The 16024-nt window shown below is 43.9% G+C and carries 15 protein-coding genes; 6 read left to right on the forward strand and 9 right to left on the reverse strand.

All coding sequences use genetic code 11. From position 1 onward, the window contains the following. Window positions 1-50: 50 nt before the first annotated feature. The 6 genes from NTX75_08125 (at window position 51) to NTX75_08150 (ending at window position 3970) form a co-directional block, all read left to right on the forward strand. Window positions 51-545, forward strand: coding sequence for a rubrerythrin family protein (locus NTX75_08125; GenBank protein ID MCX5816192.1), 495 nt, complete (start codon window positions 51-53; stop codon window positions 543-545). 9 nt (window positions 546-554) lie between these two features. Next, window positions 555-1127 (forward strand): flavodoxin family protein, encoded by a 573-nt coding sequence (locus NTX75_08130; protein ID MCX5816193.1) that lies wholly within the window; start codon window positions 555-557, stop codon window positions 1125-1127. 65 nt (window positions 1128-1192) lie between these two features. Continuing rightward, window positions 1193-2251 (forward strand): branched-chain amino acid aminotransferase, encoded by a 1059-nt coding sequence (locus tag NTX75_08135; GenBank protein ID MCX5816194.1) that lies wholly within the window; start codon window positions 1193-1195, stop codon window positions 2249-2251. Between the two features lie 68 nt (window positions 2252-2319). Further along, entirely contained in the window at window positions 2320-3294 is a 975-nt protein-coding gene (bioB, locus tag NTX75_08140) for a biotin synthase BioB (GenBank protein ID MCX5816195.1), read from the forward strand. A gap of 191 nt (window positions 3295-3485) precedes the next feature. Then, window positions 3486-3701 (forward strand): hypothetical protein, encoded by a 216-nt coding sequence (locus tag NTX75_08145; protein MCX5816196.1) that lies wholly within the window; start codon window positions 3486-3488, stop codon window positions 3699-3701. Beyond that, window positions 3698-3970, forward strand: a complete 273-nt coding sequence (locus NTX75_08150; GenBank protein MCX5816197.1) for a type II toxin-antitoxin system RelE/ParE family toxin — start codon at window positions 3698-3700, stop codon at window positions 3968-3970. The genes NTX75_08145 and NTX75_08150 overlap by 4 nt, the downstream gene beginning before the upstream one ends. A 660-nt stretch (window positions 3971-4630) precedes the next feature. On the opposite strand, the gene NTX75_08155 is transcribed toward NTX75_08150, so the two are convergent. The 9 genes from NTX75_08155 to NTX75_08195 form a co-directional block, all read right to left on the reverse strand. Beyond that, entirely contained in the window at window positions 4631-6535 is a 1905-nt protein-coding gene (locus tag NTX75_08155; GenBank protein ID MCX5816198.1) for a TRAP transporter fused permease subunit, read from the reverse strand. Then, window positions 6526-7524 (reverse strand): TAXI family TRAP transporter solute-binding subunit, encoded by a 999-nt coding sequence (locus tag NTX75_08160; GenBank protein MCX5816199.1) that lies wholly within the window; start codon window positions 7522-7524, stop codon window positions 6526-6528. Before NTX75_08160 ends, NTX75_08155 begins: the two co-directional genes overlap by 10 nt. Before the next feature lie 108 nt (window positions 7525-7632). Then, window positions 7633-8535 (reverse strand): polysulfide reductase NrfD, encoded by a 903-nt coding sequence (gene nrfD, locus NTX75_08165; GenBank protein ID MCX5816200.1) that lies wholly within the window; start codon window positions 8533-8535, stop codon window positions 7633-7635. A gap of 10 nt (window positions 8536-8545) precedes the next feature. Then, window positions 8546-9199, reverse strand: coding sequence for a 4Fe-4S dicluster domain-containing protein (locus NTX75_08170; GenBank protein MCX5816201.1), 654 nt, complete (start codon window positions 9197-9199; stop codon window positions 8546-8548). Between the two features lie 12 nt (window positions 9200-9211). Beyond that, a complete protein-coding gene (locus NTX75_08175; GenBank protein MCX5816202.1) occupies window positions 9212-11842 on the reverse strand; it encodes a molybdopterin-dependent oxidoreductase in 2631 nt (876 codons plus the stop codon). After that, on the reverse strand, window positions 11829-12767 hold the full coding sequence (locus NTX75_08180; protein MCX5816203.1) for a thiamine pyrophosphate-dependent enzyme: 939 nt from the start codon (window positions 12765-12767) through the stop codon (window positions 11829-11831). Before NTX75_08180 ends, NTX75_08175 begins: the two co-directional genes overlap by 14 nt. Next, a complete protein-coding gene (gene porA, locus NTX75_08185; protein ID MCX5816204.1) occupies window positions 12742-13959 on the reverse strand; it encodes a pyruvate ferredoxin oxidoreductase in 1218 nt (405 codons plus the stop codon). The genes NTX75_08180 and porA overlap by 26 nt, the downstream gene beginning before the upstream one ends. Next, window positions 13952-14755, reverse strand: coding sequence for a 2-oxoacid:acceptor oxidoreductase family protein (locus tag NTX75_08190; GenBank protein MCX5816205.1), 804 nt, complete (start codon window positions 14753-14755; stop codon window positions 13952-13954). The genes porA and NTX75_08190 overlap by 8 nt, the downstream gene beginning before the upstream one ends. A gap of 40 nt (window positions 14756-14795) precedes the next feature. Further along, a complete protein-coding gene (locus NTX75_08195) occupies window positions 14796-16001 on the reverse strand; it encodes a CoA transferase (GenBank protein MCX5816206.1) in 1206 nt (401 codons plus the stop codon). Between the last annotated feature and the right edge of the window lie 23 nt (window positions 16002-16024).

The raw sequence follows: 16024 nt of genomic DNA on the forward strand, positions 1-16024 counted from the left end.
GTTCAGAAGCTATCCGCTGACCGCTAAACGCTAAAAAAATGGAGGTAATTATGTCCAGGACAGAAAACGACCTCAAAGAAGCATTTGCCGGGGAATCGCAGGCGAACAGGAAATATCTTGCATTTGCAAAGAAGGCCGATGATGAAGGCTACAAACAGGTTGCAAAACTCTTCAGGGCAGCGGCAGAAGCCGAGACAGTTCATGCTCACAACCATCTCAGGGAGTTGAAAGGCATAAAGAGCACAAAAGAGAACCTTGAGGAGGCGATAACCGGCGAATCACATGAGTTCCAGCACATGTATCCTGCTATGATTGAGGATGCAAAGGCAGAAGGCAATAACGGTGCATTGAGAAGCTTCCACATTGCAAATGAAGTAGAGAAAATGCATGCAGCGCTCTATAAGAAGGCCCTCGACAATATTGGAAAAAACGAAGAAACAGATTACTATATCTGTAAGGTCTGCGGGGCTACCATAGAGCACGAAGCGCCGGATGTATGTCCTGTGTGCGGCGCAAAGAAGATGGCGTTTTACAAAGTCGAATAAAACAATACAATGAATGTTGTTGCATTCCATGGCAGTCCGAGGGTGGGGGGGAATACGGACCTCCTCCTCGGAGAAACACTCAAGCCTATCTATGATGGTGGGCATGATGTTGTTCTGTTCAGGCTTAACCTCATGAACATAAAACCCTGTCAGAATTGCGGTGGTTGTGAAGAAACGGGGATATGCGTAAACCATGACGATATGGAAAAAATTTACGGTGCAATCAGGGGGGCGGACAGGGTTATTATCGCCTCACCCGTTTTTTTCCTGGGTTTGTCTGCTCAAACGAAAATCATGATTGACAGGTGCCAGGCCTTCTGGTGCGAAAAATACCTTTTAAAGAGGGAAATTTCCGGAGGGCAGTATGGCAGGAAGGGGCTTTTACTTATCGCCGGAGGGATGAAAAAAGAGATTGGTATCAGCTGTAGCGAAGCAACGGCAAAGGCCTTTTTCAGGTCAATCAGCGCTCCTGAGCATGAGACCCTGGGTTTTCTTGGTATAGAACACAAGGGAGCTATCCTCGATCACCCCACGGCGTTATCGGACGCATATACTGCCGGTGTGAAACTTGTTGGGCTGTAAAGGTCATAAAGCTATGGAACCGTTAATATAAACATATAATTCATACTATGGAGGAGTTTTTAATAATGAGAATTGAGAAGGCATTGGAAAGTAAAAGACATGAAGTTGATTTTGATAATCTTAATTTTGGCGAGAAGTTTTCAGACCACATGGTAAGTTTTGAATACAGGGATGATAAGTGGCAGACCCCGGAGATTATTCCTTTTGGCAACATAAGCGTATCACCATCGATGTGTTCCTTACATTACGGACAGATGATTTTTGAAGGGCTCAAGGCCTTTTTTGCCGGTGACAGGATAAATATTTTCCGTCCTGAAAAGTATCATGAACGTCACAACAGGTCCTGTAAGAGACTCTGCATTCCCCCCATGGAGCAGGAGTTATTTATCAGGGTCATAAAGGCGCTTGTTACCCTTGACAGCGAGTGGGTTCCAAGAGGGAAGGGGACTGCGCTCTATATTCGCCCCTTTATCTTTGCTACGGAAAATTTTTTAGGGGTCAAGGTTTCTGACACATATCGGTTCATGGTTATTACTTCCCCTGTGGGTGCGTATTACAGAGAGGGTTTGAACCCTGTGAGGCTCATTACATCTGGAGCCTATACGAGGGCAGCAAGGGGTGGTCTCGGTGAAGCAAAGACACCGGCAAACTATGCTGCGAGTCTTTTTCCGGCAGAGGAGGCCAAACATAAAGGATACACACAGGTGCTCTGGCTTGATGGCATCGAAGATAGATTTGTCGAAGAAGTGGGAACAATGAACATTTGCTTTGTCATTGACGGTACGTTAATAACCCCCTCTCTGGATGGGACGATTCTTCCCGGTATAACGAGAGATTCCGTGATTATGCTTGCTAAGGATTGGGGAATAAGAGTTGAGGAACGGCCCATTTCCATTGACGAAGTTATTGCGGCATCAAAAAATGGAACACTGCAGGAGGTGTTTGGTACAGGAACTGCTGCAGTTATCTCACCGGTTGGAGAAATCAGGCATCATGAAGAGACCATTATAGTAAACGATATGAAAATAGGGGAATTCTCCCAGAGGTTCTATGACGAGATAACGGGTATTCAGTATGGTGAACTGAAAGACCGTTACGGCTGGATACTCTCGATACCTCTGTGAGATGTACAGTTGGCAGCCGCAGGCAGTAAGAAACATGGAATCGGTTCCTGTGGTGCTGGAGGTTTTGGATGGATATTGAATTGAAAAGGCTAACAGACAAGGCGATTGCCGAAAAAGCCATTAACCCTGACGATGCAGTAATTCTTTATAACATTGGGAAAGAAAAGCCCTTTCTCCTCATGGCATACGCATCTGAAGTGAGGGACTATTACAAAGGCAGGCATGTATCTCTGTGCTCCATCGTGAATGCAAAGTCAGGCTTGTGTCCTGAAAATTGCAGATTTTGTGCCCAGTCGGTCCATCACCATACCCATGCAGAGATATACCCGCTTATCCCGAAGGATGAAATTATTGAAAAGGCAAAAGAAGCAAAAGAGTCCGGCGCCCATATGTTCAGCATTGTTACAAGCGGTACGCGGATTGAAGGAAATAACGAATGGAAAGAAATTGAAGAGGCCATCAGGGGAATGGTCAGGGTAGGCATTAAGCCCTGCGCCTCCATCGGCATGCTTGACGAAGAGAGGGCGCAAAGGTTGAAAGAGGTAGGTTTATTCCGTTACCACCACAACCTTGAAACAGCGCGGAGCAACTTTGATGCTATCTGTTCCACCCACGATTATGAAGAGGATATTGAGACTGTGAAAAACGCTCAAAAGGCAGGCCTTTCTGTCTGTTCAGGGGGTATTATCGGTCTTGGAGAAACGATGGAGCAGCGCATTGAAATGGCATTCACTCTGAAAGATATTGATGTGGACTCTGTACCCATCAATATCCTCAATCCGATTGAAGGAACTCCCCTTGCACACATGCAGCCATTGACCCCTGTTGAAATTTTAATCACCATTGCGCTTTACCGGTTTATTCTCCCGGACAAAGACATTAAACTCTGCGGCGGAAAAGAGAAAAACTTGCGACAATTACTTCCCCTCGGAATAGTGGCAGGTTGTAACTCTTTCATGACGGGGAATTACCTCACCACCCTCGGAAGGGACGCAGCAAGCGATATAGAAATGATCAAGGACCTCGGATTTACCGTAACGTAATTCTCGGATCACTACCTGAATCTCATCGGAAAGTTTTAATAGCGAAAGCCCGTTAAACAGCGTTTTTGTTGACTTTACGGTGATTTCAAGAATTGCCGCAACCGTTGCGGCAATTGCATCAGATACCACAAAGACAGAAGATACTTGTTTTATTGGTTTCACAATGCTACAATTGTAACAGGAGGTGTTGTATGAGTGTAGCGATCCGCATTGATGACGAATTATACGAAGTAGCAAAACGGAGAGCCGAGGTGGAATGTCGTACGGTGCCCTTGCAGGTAGCTTACTGGGCCAAGATAGGAAGGGCCGCTCTTGATAACCCTGATCTGCCCATTGAATTCATTCGTGATATATTGGCGGCTAAGAAACAGGGAGATTTTGAACCCTTTGAATTTACCAAAGAATGAAGACTGTTCAGACACCATACTTCAGGCGCAACTACAAAAAGCTTCATGCGAATCAAATCAAGCCGGTATATGAAGCAATCCGGCACATTCTTTCCGATGTGTCATGTGGTGAAGAAAAAAGAGGTGATCTCGCCGGGGTACGGGTATACAAATTCCGCGTCCTGGAACAGCAGTTTCTTCTGGCATATGGTTTCGATAAAGAAACCTTGTTTTTACTTGCCTTGGGCGTCCACGAAAACTTTTACCGGGATTTGAAAAAGGCAAGGTAAAATACTTCTTGTGCATTTATTTATCGGACTTGTAAGGTCTAAAGAATCCGATTGATCATGTTGAAGCATCAAACCCGGATATTCCCATCTAAGATTACGAAGCCGCAAAGTTCTTCCGGCTTTTACCGAAATAGTTAACTAAAAAGTGATGCATTCGTAAAAAGTCAAAATACCGTCACTCCCGTGAAAACTGGAGTCCAGAACACATTGAAATCACTGGATGTTGCTTCGCAAGTAAAGACACCCACTTCGTAGGAATAACAAAACTACAGAAATACGACTTTTTACGAGACCATCATATTTACATTCTCCGCCACAGTGGCGGAGAACCCCTCAGAAGAAAGTTTCAAAAGTAAAATCGTGCTAAGTAGCGTCCGTGTTGACTTTACGGAGATTTGAGCAATTGCATTCACAGTGAATGCAATTTCCTCCGATACCGAGTCGGGTCTCCTCATGGTGTTTACCAACTCGCCCATCACCCCGTCAAGTTCGTACCCCTTTGCCTGCCTGTGCCTGGGTTGTGGCAGACAGGTTACAAATTGCCCCCAAAAACAGCACTTTAAGCCCTGAAATTGGCCATTTTCCATACATAAAACGATTTGCTTCAACGGGTTGGCTTGGTCTGACCCCAATCGGACAGTGATGACTATTCTTTATGTGCTACTTTTTTGAATTATCATTTACTGTAACTTCGAGATCGGGTGAAAGATATTTTTTCTTGATAACCTGTGTATAAACAACAGCAATCAGAGATAACATACCCAAAAAGAGAAAAAGCGGTGAAGCATAGATAAGAAAAATCCCTGCAATGATCAACATGAGCCTTTCAAATGGCCTCAATTCTGATAAAAGATAGCCACTATTGGCTGCAGCAATACTTATAACTCCAAGACCGGCAGGTACAATATAGTAAAGTGTTTCCCAAATGCTTGTACCTCGTAGTAAGAGTGCAGGATGTAAGGCAAGAATAAAAGTTAACAGGTAAATTGGGGCGGCCATTCGAGTAGCAGCCCATCCTACTTTCATAATAGGAGCTTTTACTACAGCCGCTGCGGCATAAAAAGAGGCTCCGGTAGGTGGAGTGATCATTGAGAGCACAGCCCAATAGAGAAGAAACAGATGACTTGCTACTGGATCTAAACCAAATTTCAACATCGGTGGAATTAGGAGTGGTACTGCAGTAATGTATATAACAAAAGATGGCAATGCAAGCCCAAGTAGAAATAAAGTCCCTGCCGCCAACCCAAGTAGAACAAAAATATTTGGTGAAATCTGGACTAATATTGCGCTTATCTTTAATGCCACACCGGTTATGCTAAAAAGACCTTCAATTAAATTTGCAACTGCCAGAGCTATAACTACCATGAGGGCATCTCTGGCTCCATCTTTAAGGGATAATACTATATCAAGGAGTTTTGTTTTTATTTTTTTATTTGGTAATAGCAGCATAAGTGCAATGTTTGCATATATAGCCACCAAAACAGAAAATTGTGCTGAGTATTGTTTTATAAGAAAACCTACCAACAAAAAAGCTGGTATGAGCAAATACCATCCTTTTTTTAACGTTTCAATGGCACTTGGTAGTTCCTCTTTTTTTAAAACAGGAAGGTGTTGTTTTTTTGCTTCAAAGTGTGCTGATGCATAAAGGCAGAGATAATAAAGACATGCCGGAAAGAAGGCGTAAATAATAACTCTCCCGTAAGGAATTCCAAGATATTCTGCCATAAGAAAAGCGATAGCCCCCATCACCGGTGGCATAATGACGCCACCGGTTGAGGCGGTTGCAATTAGGGCTCCGCTGTAAATTGGTGTGTAACCCATTTTATTCAGCAATGGCGCACAGAAGCTCCCTACAGTAAGTACGCTGGAAACTGCTGAGCCCGAAATCATACCAAAACCTGCGCTTGCAACGGTAGTTATTTTACCTGCTCCACCTATTCTGTTTCCAGCCAATGCTTTGCCTAAATCGATAATTAATTCTCCAATACCACTTCTCACAAGAAAAGAACCAAACAAAACGTATAAAAATAAATAGTTTGCCGAGATACCAAGGGTTTCACCAAAAGTACCCTCGGTGCTGAGGTATACAACATCTAAAACATTTGCAATACTATATCCAAGATGTTTAAATATTCCGTACGTATATTTTCCGAACAACACGTATGCAGTAAGCACTATAACAACAATAACCAGTTCTTTGCCCATGTGTCGACGTAAGGCTTCTAACAGAACCACATAGAAGATACTCCCAAAAACAAAACCGCTTAAAGGAAGAGGGCTAACAAGTGGAAATCGTTCGGTGAGGGTGGGCCACATAAACAATAAGTAAATGCCAGTTGCTACAACCAGACCCAAAAAGACATCATTCACAACATTATTAAGCTTCCCCTTATTGCTGGGCACCATCAAGAACGTTAAGACGAGAGCGAAATACAGATGGATAATACGTAGCAAAAACGGATCCATACGGCCGATTGTTCCAGTATAAAGCTGGAACATGGAATATAAAATAGCTATTCCACCGAACAATAATGTTCGAAACTTCTCCATATTTTTTATTGCCACCCTCTCTCCTTATAGTACTTGACTGCCCCTGGGTGAAATTTAGCTTTAGGACTTATACTTCTGGCAAGGCTTTTTGGATCAATTCCCCTCATACTGGAAGACATTTGTTCTAAATCTTTTATATTTTCGGCAAGGGCTTTGGTCATCTTATATACCAGATCTTCCGGCAAATCAGCGCTTACCATGACAGATAACGGTAAAAAGGCTGTTGTTATGTCGCTATGTTCGCCCTTATAAGGGATCTTTTTAGCACTTAATATGCCTGGCTGGAACCCATTTACTGTTGCACAGAATGTTTTTAGTTGTTCATTATCTATGTTTAAGAATTTAATTTTTCTGGCAGTTGCCAAGTCTTCTATGGAAGGCATTGGAATAGGAGCTGCGGTAGCTAAACAATCCACTTTTCCGTCCTTCATAGATTCAGCTGTATCACCGAAACCAAGAGAGACAACTTTGATATCCTTTGCTGGATCCATGTTATATATTTTTAGTAATTTTTTAAACCAGAACTCGCTATATTGCCCTTTAATTCCTGGAGAAACTACCTTCCCTTTAAGATCGGTAATCTTGTTAATACCTGAATCCTTTAAAACGATTACCTGGAATACATGGTTATATAAGCTACCTAATATTCTAAGATTGTTGTATGACTTTTTAAATGGCGGTAGACCTTCTTGAGCATCTAAAAAAGGCCCAAGGTTAACCAGACCTGCTTGTGAATTGCCTTCACCGACTGAAATAGGTCCTCCACCAGCACCGCCAGGGACTAAGGATGTTTCTATGCCAGGTATAGATTTTCCAAAAATCTGCGTAATACCGACAGATAATAAATACCATACACCTCCTGCTGCAGGACTCCCCGAGAAGAATTTCAGTTCTTGTTTAACAGGTGTTTGTTGAGCGCAATAAGAATGGCTGGGAATAAATACAGAAAACCCCACAAAAACAACCAAACAAATAATAATTTTTCTGATAATTCTGGTTTTCATTTTAACCCCCTTTGAATGTTTTATTAATACTAATCTTAAAAATCACTCCCCTCTAAATGAGGCCTATCAAAGTGTTCCCATATTCTCTTTTGTTTTTTAATAGCATCATCATTCATAAAAAGGTTTAGTCACATAACTATAAGAAGCCGGAACTTGTACCAGTGGATTATAGAAGCCATTTTTGAGTATGAGATATCTCAGGACGAGATCAGCAAGAAGGCCGAAGAAAATTGAGACGTAGAGAAGTTGAACAGGAATGGCCATGGAGCCCGCCAGGAGGCTGCTTATGGTAACTCCCACAGGAAGTACCATCCCCATTAGCACAACGACTATCCAAAAATAAGGCCACCAATTTCCCGTGACAATTTCGCTTACGGACACCTTTCCGGCAGGCAAACCGTACCGGGCACTTATAAGGTACGTGGGAAAAATAACAACAAGGACTAATAGTAATATCTGGATGACCCGTTCCGGTCCTTCACCTATGCCACCCCTCAATAAGAGAATAGCCATGCTGACCTCTGCACCCCCCCAAAGGCCAGCCACAGTGAACAGCACCGGGAGAAGGGCAGAGTTCCAGAGTGGAATACCGTTCACATAGTTCATTGCAAAACCACCGTATATGATGGTCAGGAAAGCAAACACGTCGACCATTATTAATAGACCAAGATTTGAGTGCGCCCAGAAAGACAGAACGAGGTGGATTGCACCCAGGGCCAAGAAACCAGATACGAAGAGCAGACCCCGGGAAATCCAGGAAGTCTGAGGTTTCAAAAGCATGCGGTAGAATCTGAAAGGATGTCCCAGGTAGAGGAGGTGAAACCCCCCGCCTAAAACCGCACAGACGAGCCAACCGATAACCTCCCCTGCATAACTGCTAAAGAGCGATGAAACGACAAATATCCCGGCGCCAAGCTCAATGAAAAAGAACGCAATCAAAAAGAGAATTCCCCGCCCCTCTATCCATTCGGTTTGGGGTGTATGCTTTACCATCCATTCGTACGGTCTCATAATCATCTCCTCATCGAGAAATATAGTAAACAGAAGGGTTAGTGCCAAATTCCGGATGAAACTGAGACGCCTTTTTTTCCTTTATTAAACGTGACACCTCACTATTCGGATCGTCCAGATTGCCAAAATATCGTGCCTTCGCCGGGCATGTAATGACGCATGCCGGACTTGCCTCGCGATCAACGCCAGGCTGCAATCCCTTCTTGAGACCCTCATCAATCCTCTCGAGGCAAAAATTGCATTTGAGTGCCGTTCCTTTCTGAAGGGGGTAGAGTTTTTGGCCAATAACCTCGAATTCAGTGAGTCCCTGGCCCGGGAAGTACTCTGCTGGGGTATTGGCGTTGTACGTCCGTTGCTGGTAAGGGCAGGCAACAACGCAATATCGGCAGCCAACACATGCGTCATAATCAATTGAGACTATCCCGTCTTCCCTTTTTACAGTGGCGCCGGCCGGACACACTTTCACACAGATTGCGTCTTCACAGTGATTGCAGAGCACTGGATACGCAATCTTAGTAACCGTAGGATACTTACCGGTCTCACTGACCACCAGTCTGTTCCAGAATACACCTGGCGGCAAGAAGTGTTCCTGCTTACAGGCGACCACGCAGGCGTAGCAACTAATGCATCTTTGTAAGTCTATTACCATTCCCCATCGGACCATCTAAATCCCCTTTTATACCTTTCTAATCTTGACCCTTACAGCGGTTTCAAGATTCAGGGAAATAGGGTCGACTTTCTTCAAATCTATTTCCATTAAAGTATTAAAGTTAACCCCCTTTCCCTTGGCAATAGGCATACCTTTTGCCCAATGACCGGTGCACGCCGCTATGCTTACCGTCTGCTTATGGATTCCTTCCATCACCTTCATTCTTCCTGTAATCTTGCGTCCTGTCTCAGACTCCAGTTCCACCATATCGCCGTCCTTCAACCCTTTTTCCTCCGCGCATGTTGTACTTAAGGCAATATTGTATGTGTAAGGATTCATCTCACTCATTTCGTCCAACCAGGGTTGTTCCATGGTATGAGAACCGGTATGAACAACGTCCCTGTAAGAAAAGCAGTAGAGGTCATACTCGGAGCTGTTAACATTATGAATGGAACATGGAAACCACGAGATCAACGGAGTATACTGGCTAAGGTCGATCTCCAGGCCGGTCTTTTGAGCGATCTCCTTCACCTTCTCTCCCGATTCCATTAAAAACTCCAGGTAGACATGAACCCTGCAATCAACAAAGTATCTCCAATACGCCTCCTCAACCTTTTTCGGCCAAGTAAAAATACCGCGCGGACCGAACCATTCCCAGCCACGATCCTCGCCAAAAAGGTTTTTCAGCACCCGGTCGGCCAATTCTTGAGCGGAAAACTTCTCGTCCAGGGGTAGCTTATAAGAGTCGTCAAGCTCGTATAGTTCATTAAGAATAGCATTATACTCCCGTCTCTTCCCCATTCTGTCGATCAGTTCCGATACAACCTCGCTAAAAAATTCCCTTCTTTCATACTTTGGCCTAACCACCGGCTGTGTTATCTGAAAATTCCAGTCCTCGGTACCAAAGGGATAGTTGAAGTTCATGCCCGCACCTTCAGCCCACGTTGCCATTTCCAGATAAGATGTATCCGGCAAAAGTATGTCTGCGAAGCCTTCAGCCAGTTCCGTGGAATACAACTCGGACACGACGATAAAAGGTATTTTCTTAAGCGTTTCCGCCAGTATATCCTTACTTGCAACGCTTAGTACCGTATTACAACCCCACGAAATCATCATTTCTATCCGGTTATCCCATCCAATTTTTTTCCATATTTCTTCCTGGTCGCTCGATGCGAAAACGAAAGAAAAGTGGGCTGCGGGAAAAATATCTAATAGTCCGGGATCCCCCCGAAACTCAGGCAGTTTTTCAGGCCACGGGCCTTTCCTCTTGATTGACCCGCTGGAGGAACCAAAACGTTCGACTGCCAGAAAACCATCCTTACCCATGAACGGAGATGTGGCAAGCTTGCCGGTCTCTGGAAAACCGAGACATCTTGCTGGCCATCCGAGAGTGCCACCAGGAACATCGGCGGAGCCCACGATCATATCGAGAAGTGACACTGCAAAACAGGTATGGTAGGAATTCTCATGACCCTCCCCGCCACGAAAGAGGACCGCGGAAGCTGGTCTGAACGGCATTTTATTGCCGTCGATGGTAATGGTGCTTCCCACCATTGCGGCCTCTGCAAATTCGGTAGCTATACGGCGAATCGTATCTGCGGGGACACCACTTATCTGCGATGCCATTTCCGGTGTATACTGTTTCAGGTGTTCTTTGACAACCTGAAAACACGGAACACACATTGTTCCCTCAACCTGATAGTCTCCCTCCAGCGCAAAATCGACTTCACACGCCGCTTCGTAGGTGGAGATCGCTCTATGGTTGTAAGGCACAGCCGCCCCCTCTTTCGCATCCCAGACCAGACACTTTCCTGAATCTTTCTCTCTCACGTAACTGCCGTCAGACGCGACAAGATAGGGCGCGTTCGTCTTAGCTTTCAAAAACACTTCATCCAGTGTCTTCAACTTATTCACTATAATGTTGCACATGGCGAGTGCTACAGCTCCATCGGTACCTGGAATGATAGGAATCCACTCTGTTGCTTTACCCCCAGCTTGATTGCACATAGGATCAAAGACTACAAACCTCATACCACGGGCCCTCGCCTCAGCAGCGAGCCTGGTAGTCATCATGGCGGAATGGCCTGACCCGCTACCTTTATTTGCCCCGAAGTATATCCCGTAGTTACAATACTTGAAATCGGGAACTATTGACCATGAACCATGTTGCAGCCCCGCTATTCCGTGGGCACCTTGACCGCAATGAAGACCGCCTCCGCCCAGATAGTAACTAAACTGTCCGAGAAGACTCTTGAGCGGAAAAATGTTGGCTATCATGAAGCTTGGTCGACATGTTGTAGCCTGAATCAAGAGCTTCCTCGGGTCTTCACTGACCACTTTCTTGAGTCGTGCAGCGATCTCATCCAAGGCTTCGTCCCAACTGATCTCCTTCCATTGAGGGTCGGCATATAGACCTTTCTCCGGATTCGTTCTCCTCAGCGGTACGTTGAGTCGGTTGGGATCGTAAAGCACCTGTAGCCCTGAGAGACCCTTCGAACATACACCACCCCGTGAACCCATGGGGCTCTCAGGATTACCCTCTATCTTCACGGCAACCCCGTTCACGACATGAACGAGAATAGCACAGTTGGCATAACATCGACCACATACTGTAGGTATCCACATGTCTTGCTGAATTTCCGGCTTATTCTCCATCATATTTACCTCTATGCTCTTCGGGCCTGTTATTTTTATAATTACCAAGCCATTTCAACCACTCCCATCTTTGTTCGACTTTTTCTTTGAACTCTTCTATTTCCTGATTGTTTAGATGGGAAAATCGACCCTGAACTTTCAAATATTCTTCGAGTGGTATGCGCGCTGGTTCTTTGTTTAAAATAAAGCGATTCCCATTTTCAACTTCAAAGAGAGGGAATACTTTTGTTTGAACTGCTAACCGTGATAACTTCATGGTCCATTCGGTAGGAAAACGCCATCCAGTAGGGCAAGGGGTGAACATATGTAAAAATCGGAATCCCTTCATTCCTTTAGCTTTCTGCACTTTTCTCATAAAATCACGTGGATATGCAATTGTCATAGTAGCAGCATAAGGTATATTATGGTCAGCAAGGATTAACATGATATCTTTCTTATGTTCATTTTTAGGAACAGGAAAAGGATTAGTGTATGTGGTTGCACCCTTTGGTGTTGCTGAACTTCTCTGGTTGCCTGTGTTCATATAGGCTTCGTTGTCATAGCATACATAAATGAAATCTTCATTTCTTTCAGCAGCCGCTGAAACAGCACCAAACCCAATATCAAAAGTTGCGCCATCTCCAGCCCATGGCACAACCACAGTTTCTAAGTCGCCTACCATTGTAAGGCCCGTTTTAAAACCTGCGGCAAATGTTGCTGCTGCACCAAATGGGCAAGCCAGTAACCCTATAGGTTGCCCTTTATAGCTTATGGCTCGCTTTGGAATATTAACAATAACGCTTGCACACCCTGGTGGCATTACAAATACTATCTTCTCACCTATAGCCTTCAAAAAATATCGTATGGCTACCGACAGACCACATCCGGTGCATGCAGTATGAGGTGACTGCAAATATTCCGTTTCAGGAAATATTGATAGTATTTTCATCTTGATCGGCTCTCACATTTTTTATTTTTCCTAACCAGATTACTTCATCTTCAGGAGGATCTTCCTTAATCATGTAAAGAATGGCTTTTTTAATAAGTTCAACCGAAATATCTGCTCCCCCTAAACCTGAAATAAATCCATATACAGGTGTTGTATGATTTCGAGTATTTATGTTCAGCGCCCCTTTAACCTCCTGATAGATAATTCCACCTTCACCCGGAGAAAGATCACGATCAATAACGGCTATTTTTTCCCTTCCATGCAAAGCTTTTCTAACCAGTTCTTTGGGGAATGGACGAAACATTTTTAATTTAACCAAACCGACTCTATACCCATCATCTCTTAACATATCAATAACATATCGGCATGTCCCGACAGCACTCCCGGACATTAATACAACTACCTCTGCATCCTCGCATTTATATTCCTCCACCGGATCATACCCCCGGCCGAAATGTAACTTGAATTCCTCATTTGAATGTAAAGCCGTATCAATACATGTATTTTCCAACTTGTGTAGTTGGTACCGGTTTGTCATATAATCATACTGTTCATAATCAAGTGGTTCAGCAGGAGTTCTTCTAAACATTCTAAATCTGTTATCATATGCCAGAGTGGTTTCGAAGGGAGGAAGATATTCATCCACCTTCGATTGATCTGGAATATCAACGCTTTCCGCAAAATATGAAAGGTAAACGCCATCCAAACAGACCATACAGGGCAAGGTTACAGATTCAGCTATTTTATATGCCTGGATCACTGTATCAAGAATCTCCTGATTTGATTCACAATAAAACTGTAACCAACCTGTATCCCTTTGGGACAAACTATCAGTATGCTCACAGGTGAGATTCCATGGTGGAGCAAGCGGTCTATTAACATTGACGAGCACAATTGGCAGACGAGCTCCCACTGCCCAATGGAGCCCTTCATGCATCCAGGCAAGGCCTTGTGAGGATGTTGCGGTAAACACTCTCGCGCCAGCCTGTGCCGCACCAATTACATAGCTAAGCGCTGACATTTCAGATTCCACATTTATGAATTCGCCTTTAAGGAGTCCCTCCGCGTGAAACTCAGACAGTAATTCCGGTATTCTTGATTGGGGGGTAATCGGATAGGCACACACAATTTTCGGACGACATAAAAGCGCACCATATGCTGCAGCTTCATTACCTGTGATTACCTTAAGCATTATGCCTTTCCTTCCACTCCATGGCTTTTTTCGGGCATTCCTCAATGCAGATACCACAACCCTTGCAGAATTCATCCCTTATAATAAATGACGATCTGTCAGAATCAGGGATAATTGCAATATCAGGGCAGAACATGTAACAATTTCCACAGAGGTTGCATTTCTCATAAAGAAAGGCTGGATAACGTCCGCTGTCTATCCGTACATTGTCCTCAATCTTCTCCCCAATATCTGAATCCATTAGTGGCAATTTCAACTTCTCATATGCCTCTCTGGCAGCTTCAATGTTCTTTTCCGGTTTAGGAATATTCCCTTTCCTTATGACTGTAGCTAAAGATTCAAAATTCAACAACGGAATCATTGCAACAATAGATCCGAGCATCACTGTGTTAATAATGGGCAATTTATTCGGAAGCACCAATTGATGTTTTTGTGCAATATGAGCAGCATTAATTGTAGATATGTTAAATCCTCCCGGTACTGAAAAATATTCGGGCGGTTTTGTGCTATTAATCAATATCAATCCATCATTTTTTAATCCAGCCAATACTTCAGGGTCCTTTACAAAATTCTCATCCATAAGCACTATAAAGTCTGGATCATACATCTTACAGTGTAGAAATATATGTTTTTCAGAAAGTCGTACATAGCCCTCTACTTTCCCTCCTCGCCTCTCTGCTCCGTATGAGGAAAAAGATTGTGCTATAAGGCCACACGTCACCGCTGTATCTGAAAGAATTTTTGCAGCAACCACAACACCATGTCCTCCAGTACCATACATTTTGATCTGGATCATCGTTCATTCCTCTTTGATTCTCTCTGCGGCATCTGTAAAATTAAATTATACCTCTTTCCTTTAAGGAATTGAATTTCTTTAAATCGTAGCCTAAAAGACCGCAGTATATTTCTTTATTATTTTCTCCCACTTTAGGTGCAAGCGTTCTTATTTTCCCTGGTGTTAAAGAGAGCTTAATAGGTATACCTGGTATAGATATTTTACCAAGACCCGCGTATTCAACATCTACCACCATTTCTCGCGCTAAAGACTGAGGATCGCTCAATAGTTGATCCACTGCATTTACTTTAGCGCAAGCTACACGGGCAGCCTGAAGTTTATCTAATATTTCATCGGTAGTCTTGTCTTTAGCCCATTCCTGAATTATAGGGTCAATAAGCGCTGCGTTAAAAGATCTGCTCATATCATTTATACAACGGGGGTCAGTACTAAGCTCCTCTCTCCCGATTGCTGTTACGAATCTTTTCCAAACACCGCTGCTGCTTGCAACTATCATAACCTGGCCATCCGTTGCTTTAAGACAGGTCATAAAACTCGCAAAACCAAAATTGCCAAACTGCTTGCGTATCTCACCATATACCTGATAATAGAGGAGAGTACCTAAATTCTGTGTAATGAAGGATGCTATGTCGAATAAAGCAACATCAACGAGCTGTCCTTTCCCAGTTTTCTCCCTGTGGTAGAGTGCAAGCAGAATTCCGAGTGCAGCCATTACCCCTGAGCAGCAGTCAATATAAGGAACTGTGGTTTTTAAGGGGGGGTCACCCTGAAAACCATTCAGTACCATAGCCCCTGCTCTTGCCTGTGTAACAAAGTCAAAACCAACATTTTGAGCATCCGGCCCATTTAGACCGTAACCTGAAACAACTGCCAGTATGATTGATGACGAGACCTTGCTTAAATTCTCATAATTTAGCTGTGCCTCCAGTGTCGTACCGGGAGGAAAATTGTGGATAACTACATCCGAAGATTTAACCATTTCTCTGAAAATTTCCATTCCTTCGTTAGTAGATAAATTTAGGGTGGTGGATTTTTTATTTCTCCCTAAAATTTTATATGTAAGTGTTTCACCATCAGTTCCAAGTATACCCCATGTCCTGTCTACAGCGCCTCCCGGAGGCTCAACTTTAATCACCTCAGCCCCCATATCTGCCAGCATCATTCCACAAAGAGGCCCAGCAAGATATCTTGAGAGGTCTAAAACCCTGATATTGCTCAGAACCAACTCTTTATCGTTTTCTTTCATATCAGCACCTGTTGAAGAAAATT

The organism is Pseudomonadota bacterium, from assembly GCA_026388315.1.
GTDB lineage: Bacteria > Desulfobacterota > Syntrophorhabdia > Syntrophorhabdales > Syntrophorhabdaceae > MWEV01.